The 17,666-nt window shown below is 36.4% G+C and carries 13 protein-coding genes and 1 pseudogene; 10 read left to right on the plus strand and 4 right to left on the minus strand.

Annotated features, from left to right (window positions below; translation table 11 throughout):
- From AC1W31_RS17610 to AC1W31_RS17635, 6 genes and pseudogenes are all read left to right on the plus strand, one after another.
- On the plus strand, window positions 1-1,419 hold a 1,419-nt coding region (locus tag AC1W31_RS17610; RefSeq protein WP_481735803.1), incomplete at its 5' end, for a hypothetical protein.
- A 162-nt stretch (window positions 1,420-1,581) separates the two neighbouring features.
- Window positions 1,582-2,130 (plus strand): annotated as a pseudogene (locus AC1W31_RS17615) (TonB-dependent receptor); the annotation flags it as partial.
- A 726-nt stretch (window positions 2,131-2,856) separates the two neighbouring features.
- Window positions 2,857-5,190 carry a TonB-dependent siderophore receptor gene (locus tag AC1W31_RS17620; protein WP_481735804.1) on the plus strand — a complete coding sequence of 778 codons (2,334 nt, stop codon included), beginning with the start codon at window positions 2,857-2,859 and terminating at the stop codon, window positions 5,188-5,190.
- Window positions 5,191-5,201: 11 nt separating this feature from the next.
- Window positions 5,202-6,362, plus strand: coding sequence for a PepSY-associated TM helix domain-containing protein (locus AC1W31_RS17625; protein ID WP_481735805.1), 1,161 nt, complete (start codon window positions 5,202-5,204; stop codon window positions 6,360-6,362).
- Between the two features lie 4 nt (window positions 6,363-6,366).
- Window positions 6,367-6,699, plus strand: a complete 333-nt coding sequence (locus AC1W31_RS17630) for a DUF6686 family protein (RefSeq protein ID WP_481735806.1) — start codon at window positions 6,367-6,369, stop codon at window positions 6,697-6,699.
- 130 nt (window positions 6,700-6,829) lie between these two features.
- Window positions 6,830-7,417, plus strand: a complete 588-nt coding sequence (locus tag AC1W31_RS17635) for a hypothetical protein (RefSeq protein WP_481735807.1) — start codon at window positions 6,830-6,832, stop codon at window positions 7,415-7,417.
- Between the two features lie 66 nt (window positions 7,418-7,483).
- Here AC1W31_RS17635 and AC1W31_RS17640 read toward each other — a convergent pair whose 3' ends face one another.
- From AC1W31_RS17640 to AC1W31_RS17655, 4 genes are all read right to left on the minus strand, one after another.
- Window positions 7,484-8,539, minus strand: coding sequence for a response regulator (locus AC1W31_RS17640; protein WP_481735808.1), 1,056 nt, complete (start codon window positions 8,537-8,539; stop codon window positions 7,484-7,486).
- Between the two features lie 129 nt (window positions 8,540-8,668).
- On the minus strand, window positions 8,669-8,941 hold the full coding sequence (locus AC1W31_RS17645) for a hypothetical protein (RefSeq protein WP_481735809.1): 273 nt from the start codon (window positions 8,939-8,941) through the stop codon (window positions 8,669-8,671).
- Between the two features lie 384 nt (window positions 8,942-9,325).
- Entirely contained in the window at window positions 9,326-9,685 is a 360-nt protein-coding gene (locus AC1W31_RS17650) for a hypothetical protein (protein ID WP_481735810.1), read from the minus strand.
- Between the two features lie 93 nt (window positions 9,686-9,778).
- Window positions 9,779-10,183 carry a histidine kinase dimerization/phospho-acceptor domain-containing protein gene (locus tag AC1W31_RS17655; RefSeq protein ID WP_481735811.1) on the minus strand — a complete coding sequence of 135 codons (405 nt, stop codon included), beginning with the start codon at window positions 10,181-10,183 and terminating at the stop codon, window positions 9,779-9,781.
- A gap of 160 nt (window positions 10,184-10,343) precedes the next feature.
- Here AC1W31_RS17655 and AC1W31_RS17660 point away from each other — a divergent pair, with 160 nt between their 5' ends.
- From AC1W31_RS17660 to AC1W31_RS17675, 4 genes are all read left to right on the plus strand, one after another.
- Window positions 10,344-11,495 carry a PAS domain-containing sensor histidine kinase gene (locus tag AC1W31_RS17660; protein WP_481735812.1) on the plus strand — a complete coding sequence of 384 codons (1,152 nt, stop codon included), beginning with the start codon at window positions 10,344-10,346 and terminating at the stop codon, window positions 11,493-11,495.
- Between the two features lie 201 nt (window positions 11,496-11,696).
- Window positions 11,697-12,965: a TolC family protein gene (locus AC1W31_RS17665; RefSeq protein ID WP_481735813.1), complete on the plus strand. Its 1,269-nt coding sequence runs from the start codon at window positions 11,697-11,699 to the stop codon at window positions 12,963-12,965.
- Between the two features lie 38 nt (window positions 12,966-13,003).
- Entirely contained in the window at window positions 13,004-14,092 is a 1,089-nt protein-coding gene (locus AC1W31_RS17670; RefSeq protein ID WP_481735814.1) for an efflux RND transporter periplasmic adaptor subunit, read from the plus strand.
- Between the two features lie 5 nt (window positions 14,093-14,097).
- On the plus strand, window positions 14,098-17,211 hold the full coding sequence (locus AC1W31_RS17675; RefSeq protein WP_481735815.1) for an efflux RND transporter permease subunit: 3,114 nt from the start codon (window positions 14,098-14,100) through the stop codon (window positions 17,209-17,211).
- Window positions 17,212-17,666: the final 455 nt, after the last annotated feature.

The following is a 17,666-nucleotide window of genomic DNA, read 5'->3' on the forward strand; positions in this document are numbered from 1 at the left end:
TATGATTATACCTATTTAGCGGTGAATAGTACAGGGAATATCGCCGGTTTCAGTAGCACTTCCGACTTCACTAATTCAGCTATTTATACCGCTGATACTTATACCGTTTACGGTATATCATACCAAGGTGGATTAAATTTGAGTGGATATGTAGGTACAAGTTTAACTTCATTTCAAGCATTGATTGCGGGTAATACTGTATGTGGAAAGTTAAGTTCCAGTTCTAAAACTATTACTATTACCCCTTGCACTCCTCCAACAGTTTCCGCCATTAGTGGTGGATCGGCTGTTTGCGTGGGTTCCACGATTGCTTTAGCTAATGCCACTGATGGGGGTGTTTGGAGTAGTTCGGCTTCTACCAGTATTGCTACCATTAGTACCTCGGGCGTTGTCACAGGTGTAAGTGCTGAGACAACCACCATTACTTATTCCGTAACCGTGAATGGGTGTGTGGGTACATCCACTAAAGTCATTACCATTAATGCAATTCCAACGGTTGCCGCCATTAGTGGTGCATCGGCTGTTTGCGTGGGTTCCACGATTGCTTTAGCTAATGCCACTGGTGGGGGTGTTTGGAGTAGTTCGGCTTCTACCAGTATTGCTACCATTAGTACCTCGGGCGTTGTCACAGGTGTAAGTGCCGGAACAACCACCATTACTTATTCCGTAACCGTGAATGGCTGTGTGGGTACATCCACCAAAATCATTACCATTAATGCAATTCCAACAGTTTCCGCCATTAGTGGTGGATCGGCTGTTTGCGTGGGTTCCACGATTGCTTTAGCTAATGCCACTGGTGGGGGTATTTGGAGTAGTTCGGCTTCTACCAGTATTGCTACCATTAGTACCTCGGGTGTTGTCACAGGTGTAAGTGCTGGGACAACCACCATTACTTATTCAGTAACCGTTAATGGGTGTGTGGGTGTATCAAGCACTAATGTTGCTGTAAATCCAATAGCTCCAACGCCAATATCTCAGGCTAATACACAAATTACATCTGGCCAAAGCATCACACTCACTGCTACGAGTTGTAATGGAAACACAGGATCATTTGCCTTAAAATGGTATTTAACCTCAGATAATTCGGTGATAAATATGCCAGTCTCTCCTATCACTACAACAAGCTATTATGCAAAATGTGAACAAACACTAAACGGGATTATTTGTTCAAGTGCCAATTCTGAAAATGTAAGAGTGGATGTCTCTAGTGATGTAGTTAGCATAATATCGGGTAATTGGGAAAGTTCAAGTACATGGAATATTGGTAGAGTTCCTATCAGCACAGACAAGGTTGTGATTGACACTACTCATAACGTGACGATTACAACTAATAATGCTCATGCTAAACTGATACAATGTAGAGGTACAGGAAAAATTATATTTAGTACAGTAAGTGGTAAATTATATCTTGGTTTATAAATAAGTATGTTTAGTGTTTGATTCGGAATTATAAAAATTAGTTGAAAAGCGAGAATCGGCTTATCTTCTTATTGACCAAAACAACAGAGGTAATGAAGATAAATTTTTCTAACTTCACCGATTCTGGAAAAGTTGTGGATACTCGTACCAACGAAATATTAAGTTGACGGAAATATTAAAATTGGTAATCATTTATCAGTGAATGGAGCCGTTTCTTATACCGATGGAAAATATGTATCCTTCGTAAATGCACCCGTTCCACTCGAAGAAACGGGTGGAGAATCAGCCTTCAAAGATGTTTCAGGGGGAGTTTTGCCAGGGATTTCAAAATGGGCAGGTTCAATCGGTGGAGAATACACCACAGGAGGTAAATTCATTAGTTTAAAGGGTAATTATTTTGTAGCTTTTGACGCTTATTTTCGTTCTTCATTCTCTTCAAGTGCCTCACCATCGCAGTTTTTGAACATTGATGGTTACGCATTGGTGCACGGAAGAGTTGGTTTCCGTGCCTCGAATGGCAGATCAATTTTAGTATGGGGTCGTAATCTTTTGAACCAAAATTATTTTGAACAATTATTACCCGCAGCTGGTAGTGCAGGACAATACGCAGCGGTATTGGGTGACCCAGGAACGTATGGCACGACAAGTAAGATATACTTTTTAATGAGGATTAAGCGTTTTAGAGACTATAAACTTAATAAAAATGGATAAATTGGGAGTGAAATTGTGTTGGGGCAGACTTCATAATTCACGCTCAATTATTAATCTAAGCCAAAATGGTCGTATGGCTGAGTGGTAAGGCTAAGACCCGCAAAAGTCTTAAATGGTAGTTCGATCCTGCTTACAATCTCTACTTTATCAATTTTCGTAACTTGTTTGCTTCCCCGAAAAATTAAGTTATCACGCAGCCTACCCCAGTTTCTGCTGAATTTACCAACTATTTCTCAGTATGCGTTTGCAAGTTTTAAAACGACTTTTTGTGGGTTATCTATCTGAAAGATCAAATATTATCTCAAATTTTTCTTGCAATTTCAAATTAATACTGATCTCGGAGAGATACAATTTCGTATCATTTGTGGTAGTTATTTTACCAATTTTGAGCGATACACCAAGGAATTGCTGATGTTTAATAATCTGCATCATTTCAATTATTGGTTATAGCCTCTACATTCAATTACTATTTAGAAAAATTTAGGAGAAATACTATCCAAAATAAGCCTTCTAAATTCGTAAGTATTTGTAAAACAGATTATTAAATATATTTTGAATAGAATTCTCATTAGGTTTAGGAAGTTGGTTAATACTTTTAACTCGACAAAAGCAGTTTTTTATTTAGAATAATTCCAAATTAATGTCTTATTTATTTGGAATTATTCTAAATAGTGGATTACCTTTGCATTGTTAGATCAACAAAAAGTCATATTTAAATAAACCCCAATGAAACAATTATTCACCGTAATATTAATTTTGATTAGCTTTTTGAGCTTCGCCCAAACGGGAAGTATTGCAGGAAAAGTAATCACCAAAGATGGTCAACCCGCTGAATTTGTGAGCGTTGTTATTAAAGGAACAACGAAAGGAACGGTGGCCGATATTCAAGGAAATTACCGTATCGAAAATATTAAAATAGGAGGTCATACTGTTCAAATAAGTTTTGTGGGATTGGAAGCTCAAAACAAGAAAGTGGTGATTGAAGCAGGAAAAGAAACAAACATTGATTTTACATTGACAGAAGACAGTCAGCAACTGAAAGAAGTAGTGGTGGTGTCAAACCCAAGTAAATACGTAACTGATTATCCTTCGATTTCATTACGCCTGAAAACGCCCTTATTGGAACTACCCCAAAATATTCAGGTTGTCACCAAACAATTGCTCCAAGACCAACAAATTTTTGATATGTTGGAAGGCGTAACTCGCAATGTCAGTGGCGTAACTCGTTTGGAACACTGGGATAATTACGCCCTTTTGTCGATGCGTGGCTCGCAAGTGGGAGCATTCAGAAATGGCATGAATGTACAAATGTCGTGGGGGCCTTTGGCGGAAGACATGAGTATGGTAGAACGGATTGAATTTGTAAAAGGCCCAGCTGGTTTTATGCTTGCCAATGGCGAACCAAGCGGTTTTTATAATGTCGTGACCAAAAAACCAACGGGAATGACCAAAGGAGAGGCCACGATGACGTTGGGAAGTTTCAATACCTATCGTACCACCTTAGATTTGGAAGGAAAATTGAGCGATGATGGTAAATTATTGTACCGTATCAATTTGATGGGGCAAATGAAAGGCTCCCACCGTGATTTTGAATTTAATAATCGAGTATCAATTGCCCCCGTTATCAAATATCAGTTTAACAGTAAAACCTCATTGACCGCTGAATATACCTACCAGTATAACCAAATGTCGATGATTGGTTCAAATTATTCATTTTCCAAAAAAGGATACGGTGATTTGCCTGTAAATTTCACGACTGCCGAAGCCAATATGTCGCCAACAAATATCAACGACAATACTTTTTTCCTTACTTTGGCGCACGCCATTAACTCAAATTGGAAATTTACGGGTCAAATTGCGTATATGAATTATAGTCAAATTGGGCAGTCGATGTGGCCAAGTGGTTTTTCTACCAATGGAGATACGCTTTATCGGGGCATGAGTATTTGGGATGTGCAAGGCATTAATAAATTGGGGCAATTCTTTGTGAATGGAGACGTAAAAACGGGGAATATTAAACACCTGATTTTAGGTGGAGTTGATATGGGAAATAAAAGTTATTTCCACGATTTTGCCCAATGGGGAGCTATCAAGGGTTTGGCAATTTATAATCCCGTTTACGGGACTGTGGCAGGAAGCGAATATCCTAAATACGACCGTTCATTAAGCCTTCGTGAACGTGGCGCTAATTATTATCAGAATTATTCGGGCTTTTATTTGCAAGACGAAATCCATTTAATGAAAGATAAACTTCGCCTGACTTTAGCGGGAAGATATACCACTTCTGAAAATGGAGACCCGTATTCTGGACTACGAAAAGCCGATAAATTTACACCTCGTATTGGTTTGAGTTATTCGGTTGATAAAAGTACTTCCGTTTATGGCGTATATGATGAAGCGTTCGTTCCGCAAGCAGGAGCCAATAAATCAGGTAAATCTTTCGACCCAATTACGGGAGATAACAAGGAAGTTGGGATTAAAAGAGAATGGGCAGGAGGCCTTTGGATAACCAGTTTATCGGCGTATCGTATCACTAAAAATAACATTCTTACGGCCGACCCAAGCAATCCAAATTTTTCCATTCAGTTGGGACAAAGCCAAACCGAAGGAATTGAATTTGATTTACGTGGACAGATTCTTCATGGATTAGATTTAACCTTGAATTATGCTTTTACTGATGGAAAAGTAACCAAAGATACAGATGCTAAAAAAGTCGGAATTGCTTTGGCAGGTTCAACGAAAAATATTGCCAACGCTTGGTTATCCTACAAAGCAACTGAAGGGAAAATAAAAGGTTGGGGAGTTTCTTTGGGCGGACAATTCCAAGGGGGACGTTCATCTTGGTACGTATTTGATGGCACAACGCAACCCTTAAAAGACTATTTTAGAATGGACGGTGCGGTTTCTTACCAAACCAGCAAATTCAATATTGCCTTGAATGTCAATAACTTACTGAGCGAATACTTGTATTCTGGAGCGTATTATAGCTACGGTGGATTTTATTATTACCAAACCGAAGCCTTACGCAATGCACGTTTGACCGTTGGGTATAAATTTTAAGAAAACAACTAATGACTTTCAAAAAAATCGTTCATCAATTACACCTCTGGCTCGGACTTTTGTCTGGGGTAGTGGTGTTTATTATCAGCATTACGGGCTGTTTGTATGCCTTCAAAACTGAAATTGAGGCATTCACAGAACCTTATTTGTTCGCAGAAATACAGGCAAAAACGGCTTTAGCACCTTCTGTTTTTAAGGGAAAAGCCCTAAAAATATTCCCTAATAAACATCTGCACGCCATCAATTACGCAGGTAAGGGAAGAAGTGTGGAAGCTATTTTTTATGGATATGAACCATCCTATTACGATATTATTTACTTAAATCCCTATACGGCAGAAGTATTAAAAGTAAAAGATATGGATTACGATTTTTTCAGAATTGTACTCATGGGACATTATTATTTGTGGCTTCCGCCTACTATCGGAAAACCAATTGTGGCTTCGGCAACCTTAATTTTTGTGTTTTTGTTGATTTCTGGAATTGTGCTTTGGTGGCCAAAAAATAAAGCTGCCACCAAACAACGTTTTCAATTTAAGTGGAAATCTGCAACGAAATGGAAACGTAAAAACTATGATTTACACAATATTCTTGGTTTTTATGCTTCTTGGGTGGTGCTAATTATTGCCTTAACGGGCTTGATTTGGGGATTTGAATGGTTTGCCAATTCGGTTTATGGACGTTTGGGTGGCGAAAAATCAATGGTTTTTACGGAAGCTCTTTCGTATACAACCCACAAAAAAGTAATAAATACCAATACCCCAATGATTGATGTGGTATGGCAAAAAGTACGAACAGAACAAGCAAACATCAACGCCATTGAAGTGCATATTCCCGATTCAGATTCTGCCGCTATTGCCGTAAATACCAATACCGAAATTGGGACAACTTGGAAAACCGATTACCGTTATTTCGACCAATATACCTTGAAAGAATTATCTGTAAATCATTTATACGGCAGATTTCAAGACGCAAAATTGGCAGATAAAGCCATCCGAATGAATTATGATGTTCATGTGGGGGCAATCTTTGGTTTGGCCGGAAAAGTATTGGCTTTTTTGGTAAGTTTAGTCGCTGCAAGTTTGCCTATTACTGGATTTTATATTTGGTGGGGACGGAGAAATAAAGTAAAAAAAATGTCAAAATCTGTCAATCAAGCTCAAATGAACTATTAAAATCATGGCTCAAACATCTCACAAATTCATAACCATTGTAGAAAATCATGATGGTTATATTGGTTATTGCAAATGTTGCCAAACGGTAAGTATTTGTTATAAAAATTCATTATTTTGCTTTCAACTATCTGAATATCAATGGTTTTGTAAATTAATTGAAGAACGGAAATGTATGCTCGAATATCACACATCGCACGGCAAGGAAGTGATGATGAAAACGCCCATGAATAATTATTATATCCTTTTCAAAGAAAGTGAATTGGATGAATTTTCGGAAATGTTGCACAAAGCAATGTTACTGGTAGAGACTTTTAAGAATGTAAAAAATCTAAATTAAAACCCCTTATTGGCTGTGGAATATACACATATTGATAAAGGTCAACACTTTGGTTTGATTAATGGCAATACTCAATCATTTTGGGAAATATAATTTTGGGATATAATTTTACCATTTAATTTCCAAAATCATGAAAAAACTTTTCTCATTTTTATTTGTTTTTGTAATTTCTCAATCTTTATTTGCTCAACAAACAACCGATTCAACAAAAATTGGATTAACTTTTAATACTGCTCCTTGGTATGCTCGTGTAATGCCCATTGCGATTTATACGGGTATTACGGGTAAATACGCCGAAAGAATTCCTCAGTACCTTGAAATTGGCAAATCTTTTCGGGTAATTGACCTCGGTTTAGCAATCGGAAGAGCTTCCCAACGTCCCGACAGTACATTATTTGCCGAAGCCAAAGTAACGATGGATGTTTGTAATTATGGGATTTTTTCCAATGAAATGACCATCGGAGCGGGGAAATTATTTGATAATAATGGTAGTCTGATGTTTGAACTTTCTTATACGATATTTGCGCAATTAGGTAAAAAATGGGGAGTCGGCTTAGTGTCTGGGTATTACGATTATACCTCCGAAACGGTAGATAATTCTCGTGTATTTTACGGCTTATTTTTACGATTTGGCTTACAAAGAACTGACTCAGGTGGGATTTTCAACATTGGAAAAGGACACGGAAGATCTGGAAGGGGGCATGGACACGGGCGTTAATCATCAGATTTTACAAAATATCCCGAAAAATTTAATTCGGGATGTTTTAATAATACTTAATTTCACTCAATATTTCAATTGCTCCAATTTCGCAATATTAGTTATCACCACTTTTCCATCGGTAATTTGTATGAGTCCTTCGTCTTTAAAATCACCGAGGGTTCTTACTAATGATTCCATGGCTGTTCCCGCAATATTTGATAAATCCTCCCGGGTAATTGAAACAATTACTTTATCCTGATAATCAACTTTGTACGTTTTTACGTATTGAATAATCCCTTCAGCGACCCGTTTCCGAAGCGAATTGTAAGCAAGTCCCAAAAGTTGTTGCTCTTTTTCGATGATTTGGTTTGACAACATTTTTACAAAACGCTGGGCAACATTTGCATTCCTGTAGAGCAGTTCAAAGAAATCTTGTTTGGGAATGTAAATAATTTCACAATCTTCGAGCGCCAAAGCGGTATCCGTATAATTACAATCTTCAATGAGGGAATTATACCCAAAAAAATCACCGGTACCATACAAAGCCGTAATGAGTTCCTTCCCGTCTTGATTTTCACGGACAATTTTTACTTTCCCTGCGGTAATAAAAAACAATTTTGAGGGTGAATCCCCTTCTGAGTAAATTATTTTTTTCTTCTTGTAAGGATGGTTCTTTTTATCCGTTGAAAGTGAATTTAGACCCGAATTTGCCTTGGCATTTGCTAAAAAAAGCTCAAGACTTTCATCGGTGATCAGCGTACGTTTGAGGTTATCAATTTTTTGAAGACGGGTATTAATAGCGGTAGTTAACTCATTGATTCCGAATGGTTTAGTTAAATAATCATCCGCTCCTAATTCCATTGCTTTGCGTAAATCTGCTCGTTCAACTTTTGCGGTTAGAAAGATAAAAGGAATTCCCATTAAGGCTTCGTTGCGGGTAAAGGCTTGTAAAGTTGCGTAGCCATCCAAGACGGGCATCATTACATCACATACCACCAAATCTGGCTTACTTTTTAGGGCTTTTTCGACTCCAATTTTTCCATTTTCAGCAGTTTCCACTTCAAAGCCAGATATTTCTAAAATTTCAGCCGTGTTTTTTCTCAACTGTTCTTCATCTTCAATGAGGAGTATCTTTTTCATAATTTTTAGCGCAAAAAAATCTGCCTTGGGATGTTAGCGAAACTATCTCCCAGAAAATCAAGGAGATAGTTTCTTCAAAATTACCGAATAATTGAAATCAAATAACTTTTGTTAATCGGTTTCAGCAAATTACTTTTTAGATGCTACATGATTTTTATGAGATTTTTTCTCCATTTTATGTTTTGCCGTTACTTCTTTTTTCTCAGTTGCTTCCTTCTTCTCTTCTTTTTTAAATTCTGGTTTTGCCATTGCTACTTTTTTCTCGGATGCTTTCTTCTCCTCTTTTTTAGTTTCTTGCTTCGCTTTTACTTCTTGTTTCGGATGTGTGTTTGACGTAGCAAAAACACCAGAAGTCATGAGAGTAAGACAAGTTACGATTACGAATTTGATTGCAGTTTTCATGTTTGTAATTTATTAAAATGTGAAAATTAAATTGATTTATACTATTGTTGAAAATAATTCTGCTTAAGAAACATAAGATATATTGGAAGATAATTTTTTAAAATACACGAGGTTTTGATTGACGGATGTCATTCTAATTTATTAGGCTAAAATCAATGGTTGGGATTTTTAGAATCATTACTTAAAACAGGGCGTTTTAGTAAAATCATGCCATAAGATTTCTTGAATTTTAACAATTTAAACCAAGTTGTTAAAATTCAAGAAAAAAAATTGATGAATGTACCTCGAATGCTCATGGCTGTAAAATTAGATTTTACGGAGTAAGTAATAATTTGATAGACTAAGCTGACCAAAATAGCCAGCTAAGTGCACCGAATTATACAATTACAGGCATAAGTACTTCCAACAATGGAAAAGGATGAAAAGATGGGGAAATTTATGAAACGGTACTTGGAATTTATCAAAATCTATTGCTTCTTGTTTTGGTAGTAGGTAACCAAAGCGGTAAGAATCAACTTTTAAGGTGGCCCCAAAAAATTGATGATAAGAATCTTCATCGGTAATTTCATTATCAACAATATCAGCAACTAAATTCTCGTTAATAATTGCTTTAACCAAGTTGTGATGATTGGCGTTGATTTCAGTTTTCTTGGAAAAGTGGCTATTGGCTAAGATTTGCTCAGGTATTGCTATTAGAGTCAGGAATAAACCTGTCAAAAATAACAATCTGTATATGTAAGCCAATTTAATCATGGAAATATTAGTGAAACTTGATTTGGTTATTCTTTCGAGTATTGCAAATGTAGGAAGTTTTTTGAAGCTAATTATTGATTTTCGTCAAGGTAATTGCTTAAACTCAATCAAGTATTTAACCGTATGATTCTCGGTAAATTCAATTAATTGTTCGGAGGATATTTCTTCATTACTAAAATTGAGTTCAGCGACTTGATCAATCAGTTCATTCAAAGCTTTCATATTAATTTCAATGACTTTTAAATGTTTATCTACTTTGTCCAATTGCCCTTTTTTGCCATAATGTTTTGCTAAAACTATGGAAGATTGCATAATAGCCAAAGGGGTACGAAACTCGTGTGAAACGGTGGTAATAAATTTTGACTTAAGGTCATTAAGATCTTGAATTCTTTGGTAGGCACTCAATAAGTTATTTTCGTCTTGTTTCAAAACATTATCCTGAAAATCCTTTTTGTTTTCGGTTGATTGTGTATGTATAATTTTTTTCATTTGAATTTAAGCTTTCTTTCATATTTACAAAGTTGAGAGAGTTTTTTTAAAATAAATTTGACGGTGGTCAATACATTTTGATGATTAAAAATAACTTCTATAAAAATGGACGCAATATTTATTGTAACCTTACGTAATATTTAAAAAATACTTTAAAATTATGAACTATTACGAAAGTGTAATAAAAAGAGATGAGATTGCAAAGCTCTATAATTCTTCTCCAATGGGCCTTCATTCTTTAGATATTAACGGCTTTTACTTATTGATTAATGATACTGAACTTGAATGGCTGGGGTATGAGAGACATGAATTGATTGGTAAAAAAAGATTGATTGATTTTATCATTCCAGCACAAAAATATAAGTTCACTGAAAAATATCCTATTTTCATAAAAGAAGGTTATGTGAAGGAATTTGAGGTAGATCTTATACGCAAAAATGGCGCTATTCTGCCAATTTCATTGAATTCCACCGCTATTTATGATGAAGAAGGCAATTTTGTTATGAGTAGAACCACGGTTTTTGATTTGAGAAAACGGAAAGAATTAGAGAATCAACTTACTCATAAAAATAAAGAATTGAATCAATTACTTCTTCAATTAAAGGCCGCAAACGAATCACTCTATCACCTGAATCAAGAGAAAAATCGTTTCTTAGGTATTGCTTCCCACGATTTACAAACACCCCTCACTAATCTTAGACTATTAACGGATAAGTTCAAATTAACGCAAGAAAATCTGACGGAAAGGCAAAAATTTTGGATTACTGATATTCAGGATACGATTGAAGACATGACGGGTCGAATTCGTAATTTATTAAGCGTTAATAGAATTGAGCAAGGAGCAAATATGCCCACTTTGGAAGAAACCAATCTTTGTTCATTCATAGTCAATATGATTGGGAGATTTCAAAATCTTGCTGACCGAAAATTCCAATATATTCGTTTTGAGCGTGATATTGATGAAGTTAGCATTCGGACAGACCCTGCTTATCTGGTTGAAATTATCGAAAATTTATTATCAAATGCGATTAAGTTTTCCCCAAAATACGGAGAGATTTTAGTAAAAATAGTCGTCCAAAAAAATCAAGCAATTGTTTCAATTTCAGATAGAGGAGAAGGAATAAAACCCGAAGAAATGCCCTTACTTTTTGGTAGATTTCAGAAACTAAGTACTCGCCCAACTGGAGGAGAAACGTCATCGGGTTTGGGGCTATCAATCGTAAAAGAACACGCCCAAAAGATTGAAGCATCCATTACCTGTGAAAGTGAATACGGGTATGGAGCAACTTTTAATTTGGCTTTAAAAAGTTAGGAATAATCAAATCATTTCGCAGAATACCTAAATATTCATTCGTTATGAGGCTTCTCTCTTTTTATCAGCAACCACTTTGTTTTTTTATACCTTTCCAGACTTGAAAACATTGACCAAAATCATGTTAATGGGTTGATTTGCATTAAAGAGTTCATAATGTTATGGGGTGACCTTTGCATCATCAAACAACCAAACTCTCAAATGAAATCAGTTATTTTTATTTTCGTACTTTTATTAAGTATTGAGCAACTAACCGCCCAGACCGATACCCTCCAATTAACGCTTCCAGATGCTGAACAAACTTTTTTACAAAAAAACTTTGTATTATTAGCTCAAAAATTTAACATCAATTTAGCCGAAGCAGCCGTTCAACAAGCCAAACTTTGGGATAATCCAAATTTACAACTTGAACTCAACGCTTACAATCCCAATGGGCATCGGATATTTCCTTTAGATAACGGAGGAGACCCAGCTAATCCAACTGGCGGAACTATTACCGTAACAGTTTCACAAATTTTTAATTTGGCAAGAAACAGGAGTAAGTTTGTAGCGCTCAATCAAACTAATGTTGAGTTACAAATGGCATCTTTTCAGGACTTAATGCGAATCTTGCGTTATCAATTAGCGCAAACTTTTGGTAATTTGTCTTCTGAGATACAACAATTACAATTTTTAAATCTTCAACGCCAACAACTTGAGAACTTATTGACAGGATACAGAGCGGAATTAAAATTAGGCGTTGTGGCGGAATATGAAGTAACCAGATTGGAATTAGAACAAAAAAATGCCGATACGGAAATTAAAAATTTGCTTGACCAAATTAGTCAAGACCAAGCAACACTACGAATTCTATTGGCAAATCAAGGGAAGACTTACTACCTTCCTCAGACCCAGAATCAAGAAATTATTTTGCCTTCTGTTTTAACGCTTAATGAAAAAGCGTTAGATAATCGAACGGATTTGAAAATTACCCAAAAACAAATTGCTTATGCCAAACAAAATTTGGTATATCAACAATCTGTAGCTACGCCCAGGTTGACTATTGGTTTAAATTATCAAAGCTATGGTTCGGCTTATCCATCGTTCTATGCAATGCAAGCAGGAATAGATTTACCCGTAAAAAATCGAAACCAGGGAAACATTCAAGCAGCTAAAGTTGGCATTGAGCAAAGTTCTCAAGGGCAAAGTGTGGTACTTTTACAGGTGAGTCAGGACGTGAATAGTAGTTACGAACAGTTGGAACACGCCCAAGCACTTAGTCAAAACTTCAGTGATGATTATCTCCGAAGAATTGAGGAAGTCAATGTGAATGCACGAAAAAATTATGCCGCCCGCACGATAGATTTAGTGAGTTTTATTGATAAAATCAGGGCATATAAAGATGCTAAAATGAATCAAATTCAACTGAATAATAGTCTTTTCCAGACCCAACAGCAACTAAATTTTGTTACTAATTCAAAAATATTCTAAATAAAATTCCTTTGTATAATCTTAAAAATAATAATATAATGAAACCTAACAGTATCAAGTTTCAATTCATTTTATCAGCCTTTTTGTGTGTGGTATTGTGGAATTGTTCTTCCAAAAAACCACAAGAAGTCGAAACCAAAGACGATGATTCAGCCTATAGACTTGACACCGTTCAGTTAAGAAATTACGAACAAGAATTACAATTTACCGGACAAGTTTCATTCGATGAAAAACAGGTAGATAGAGTTTATCCAATTGCCAGTGGAACGGTCTTGGAAGTAAATGCCGATTTAGGAACTTACGTAAAAAAAGGGCAAGTATTAGCAAAATTGCAAAGTACCGATGTAAGTAACTATCAGAAAGATTATAACACGGCAAAGTCGAGCTATGACCTCGCAAAACGTAATGCTGATAATACGCAACAATTGTATAATTCGAAATTTTCCAGTGAAAGTGACTTGATTGCCTCAAAAAAACAACTCGAAATTGCATCGGCAGAGGTAGAAAGGTCTTCACAGGTTGTGAAAGTTTATGGACAAACCAAAAGTGGTGATTTGCCAATTTTTACGGTTAAAGCTCCTGAAAGTGGCTATATTGTAGAAAGAAATGTGAATCCAAATGTGCAAATTCGCCCTGACAACGGAGATGCGATTTTCACAATTTCTAACTTATCGGATGTCTGGGTTTTAATAAATATATATGAATCTGACATTGCTTCTGTGAAAATGGGACAGCAAGTAAATATTCAAACAATGGCTTATCCTGATAAAATTTTCACAGGCACGATTAGTAATATTGGACAGGTTTTAGATAATGATAGTAAGGTATTAAAAGCTCGTGTAGTTTTACAAAACCCCGATGGACTGTTGAAACCAGATATGTTTTGTACTGTCAAACTTCATATTCAGAAGCAAGACAAATTGCTGGCAGTAAATCCTAAAGGAATTATTTTCAACAACGAGCATTATTTTGTGATTAGACAAAATGCTAACAGCACTTACGAAAAAGTGGCAGTGGAAGTTTTGAAGACAACGTCGAAATATAGCTACGTTAAGGGTGGTTTAAAACCAGGCGATCGTATCGTTACGGAGGGGTCATTATTACTTTTCAATGAACTAAATCAATAAAAGCCATGAACAAATTAATTAAAAATATCATCGGCTTTTCTTTGAAAAATAAAGCCGTGGTTTTTCTGATTACCCTTTTGGTAATCATTGGTGGAGCAGTAAGTTTCTATTTTACGCCCGTTGAAGCCTATCCTGATGTAACCAATACCGAGGTTGTAATTATCACACAATGGCCAGGAAGAAGTGCTGAGGAAATAGAACGATTTATTTCCGTTCCAATCGAAACCGAAATGAATTCGATTGGGCGCAAAACCGCCTTACGTTCAATCAACTTATTTGGATTGTCGTTCATTAAAATAGTTTTTGAAGACGGTGTGGATAATTTCAATGCACGGATGGAAGCCAGCCAAAAATTAGCCAATGTTAATTTGCCCGATGGCGTTTCGCCCGCAATTCAACCACCTGCTGGACCAACGGGAGAAATTTATCGTTTTACCTTATATTCAAAAACAAAAACTTCTACCGAACTTAAAACACTCGAAGATTGGGTAATTGAAAAAAACATAAAATCCGTTCGAGGTATTGCCGATGTCGTGAGTTTTGGAGGTCACGTTAAAACGTTTGAAGTAAGCGTAAATCCTGGATTATTGGCAAAATATAGCCTTACGGCCCTTGATGTTTATGGAGCTTTACAACGGGCTAACGTGAATGTTGGGGGAGATATTCTCAGGGAAGGGCAACAATCATTCGTGGTTCGAGGTATCGGTATTGTAACAAGTGTAGCTGATATTGAGAAAGTTATCGTTAAAAATATTGACGGAGTACCTATCAGAATGAACAGTATTGGAACTGTTCACGAGTCAGCTTTACCCCAATTAGGAATTGTGGGAAGAGATAACCACGATGATGTTGTAGAAGGAATTGTGTTGATGCGAAAAGGCGAAAACCCAGGAGATGTATTACCAGCCTTAAAAGCAAAAATAGATTATCTAAATTCAACCGTCTTGCCACAGGACGTTAAAATCAAGGTTTTTTATGATAGAACAGAATTGAACGAACACACTTTGCACACGGTTGGTGAAAATGTTTTGATGGGAATAATCCTCGTAACGGTCATTTTATTGGTTTTCTTAGCGGATTGGCGGACAACAGTAACCGTTGCCATGGTTATTCCTTTAGCGTTATTGTTTGCTTTTATTTTGATGCGAGCTAAAGGAATGACTGCTAATTTACTTTCAATCGGAGCCATTGACTTTGGAATTATCATTGATGGTTCCGTTGTGATGGTTGAAGGATTATTCGTAATGCTGGCTCATTGGGCAGAAAAAGACGGCATGGAAGTCTTCAATAAACGGGCAAAATTGAGTAGGATTCTAACAACGGCTATTGAGATGGGTAAATCAATTTTTACCTCTAAACTCATTATCATAACCGCCTTGTTACCCATTTTTGCTTTCCAAAAAGTAGAAGGAAAACTATTTAGCCCTTTAGCCTTTACGATGGGTTTTGCCCTTTTAGGCGCTTTGCTATTAGCTTTAACTTTGGTGCCACTATTGAGCAGTATCTTACTCAGCAAAAATGTAAAAGAACGCCGTAATCCCTTCATTGAATGGATAAATAGAGTTTATGCACCGCTACTCGACCACGTAATGTTGCATCCAAAACGGGCAATCATCACGGGCGTTTCGGCTTTGGCTTTATCCTTTGGCGCTTTTCATTTTGTGGGTTCAGAATTTTTACCTCACCTTAATGAAGGCTCAATTTATGTGCGTGCCAGTATGCCTTTGAGTGTAAGTTTAGAAGACAGTTATCATTACACACGCAAGTTTCGACAAGTTTTTGAGCAATTTCCTGAAGTAAGGGGTGTAATTTCTCAAACGGGTCGTCCCAACGATGGAACGGATGCAACAGGATTTTTCAACCAAGAGTTTTTTGTGGATTTATACCCCAAAGACGAATGGAAACGGGACATTAGCAAAGATGAACTTATTGAAGAAATGCAAGCCAAATTGACTAAATATAAAGGGATAGATTTTGGTTTTTCACAACCTATTTCGGATAATGTGGAAGAAGCGGTTTCGGGTGTAAAAGGCTCAATTGCCGTAAAAATTCAAGGAAATGATCTGAAAATTTTGGATACCAAAGCAACCCAAATTTTTAACCAACTTAAAAAAGTGAGAGGAATTAAAGATTTAGGTGTATTTAGAAATTTGGGACAGCCAGAACTCAGAATTACCCTAAATCCTGATAAATTAGCCCAATATGGTGTTGATGCCGCTGATGCGAATGCGGTGATTGAAATGGCAATTGGAGGAAAAGCCGTTAGTCAAGTATTTGAAGGTGAACGTAAATTTGACCTTCGTTTAAGATACGATCAACCTTTCAGAAGTTCAATAGAGGAAATTGGGATATTGCAAGTGCCTACGTTGGCAGGTGGTAAAATCCCTTTAAAAGAAATTGCAACGATTAGCAACATGTCGGGACCCGCTTTTATCTATCGTGAAAATAATGTCCGATTTATTGCCGTAAAATTTTCAGTCCGTGGCCGAGATTTGGGAAGTACCATTGCTGAAGCCCAAAAGTTAGTTAATGCAACGGTAAAATTGGAAAAAGGTTACGAAATAAAATGGAATGGAGAATTTGAAAACCAAGAACGGGCAGAAAACAGTTTAATGATTGTAGTTCCAATTAGTATCTTGTTGATTTTCTTCATACTTTTTGCGGCTTTTGGTAATTCGCTCGATGCAATTTTAGTGCTATTAAATGTACCATTTGCACTTATTGGAGGCATACTTGCCCTCTATTTTACGGGTATTAATTTCAGTATTTCCGCAGGCGTTGGTTTTATTGCATTATTTGGCGTTGCCACCCAAGATGGCGTTATTTTAGTCAATAAATTTAGGCATAATCTCAAGGATGGGATGGATTTGGTAGATGCTATAAAACTTGGTGCAAAGTCAAGATTGAGACCCGTTTTAATGACCGCCTTGATGGCCTCGCTGGGTTTATTACCAGCAGCGCTCAGCAAAGGGATTGGTTCAGAAACCCAAAAACCATTAGCAGTTGTTATTATCGGAGGTTTGATTACAGCAACACTTTTATCGTTGTTAATTCTTCCAACGGTTTATGAATGGATTTATAGTAGTAAAAATCACAGGAAGGAACTCATGAATCGCTAATTATTTAGCACTGTTACCAAGTAAAATAGCTTTGGGAAAAGCAAAATATTGAATAATCCCTTTATTGTAATGCTAAACCAACTTATCTCCATTAAGTTTTAGCATTATAACAAAGGGATTATATTTTTTCTATATTTGGGTATTTATTTACCACAAATTTGTGTGTTTAGGTATTAAAGCTGTTTTAAACTTTCTTTTTTATTGATTTTACGTAAGAAAACGACTGAGAATGCCATAAAATGCAGTGACATCCAATCTCTGACTGAGAATTTAAACCTCAAATCAGTGCTTTAAAACCATTAATGGCTGGCTGTCCGCCCAGCATTTGCGTGTTCAATGACAGTTCTACCTTTGCATAATAATTCATCGAAAATTGATGTCCCAATTCGGGCTGATTCAGATGCGTTATTTTCTGAATTACGAGAATTCGATTTAACATTTGGAATAATATTTTC

This window comes from Arcicella sp., from assembly GCF_964672035.1.

Coding starts and splice junctions, on each gene's coding strand:
- AC1W31_RS17625 (WP_481735805.1), top strand. CDS start 5,202: ATGACTTTCAAAAAAATCGTTCATCAATTACACCTCTGGCTCGGACTT.
- AC1W31_RS17655 (WP_481735811.1), bottom strand. CDS start 10,183: ATGAAAAAAATTATACATACACAATCAACCGAAAACAAAAAGGATTTT.
- AC1W31_RS17640 (WP_481735808.1), bottom strand. CDS start 8,539: ATGAAAAAGATACTCCTCATTGAAGATGAAGAACAGTTGAGAAAAAAC.
- AC1W31_RS17635 (WP_481735807.1), top strand. CDS start 6,830: ATGAAAAAACTTTTCTCATTTTTATTTGTTTTTGTAATTTCTCAATCT.
- AC1W31_RS17620 (WP_481735804.1), top strand. CDS start 2,857: ATGAAACAATTATTCACCGTAATATTAATTTTGATTAGCTTTTTGAGC.
- AC1W31_RS17665 (WP_481735813.1), top strand. CDS start 11,697: ATGAAATCAGTTATTTTTATTTTCGTACTTTTATTAAGTATTGAGCAA.
- AC1W31_RS17670 (WP_481735814.1), top strand. CDS start 13,004: ATGAAACCTAACAGTATCAAGTTTCAATTCATTTTATCAGCCTTTTTG.
- AC1W31_RS17660 (WP_481735812.1), top strand. CDS start 10,344: ATGAACTATTACGAAAGTGTAATAAAAAGAGATGAGATTGCAAAGCTC.
- AC1W31_RS17645 (WP_481735809.1), bottom strand. CDS start 8,941: ATGAAAACTGCAATCAAATTCGTAATCGTAACTTGTCTTACTCTCATG.
- AC1W31_RS17675 (WP_481735815.1), top strand. CDS start 14,098: ATGAACAAATTAATTAAAAATATCATCGGCTTTTCTTTGAAAAATAAA.
- AC1W31_RS17630 (WP_481735806.1), top strand. CDS start 6,367: ATGGCTCAAACATCTCACAAATTCATAACCATTGTAGAAAATCATGAT.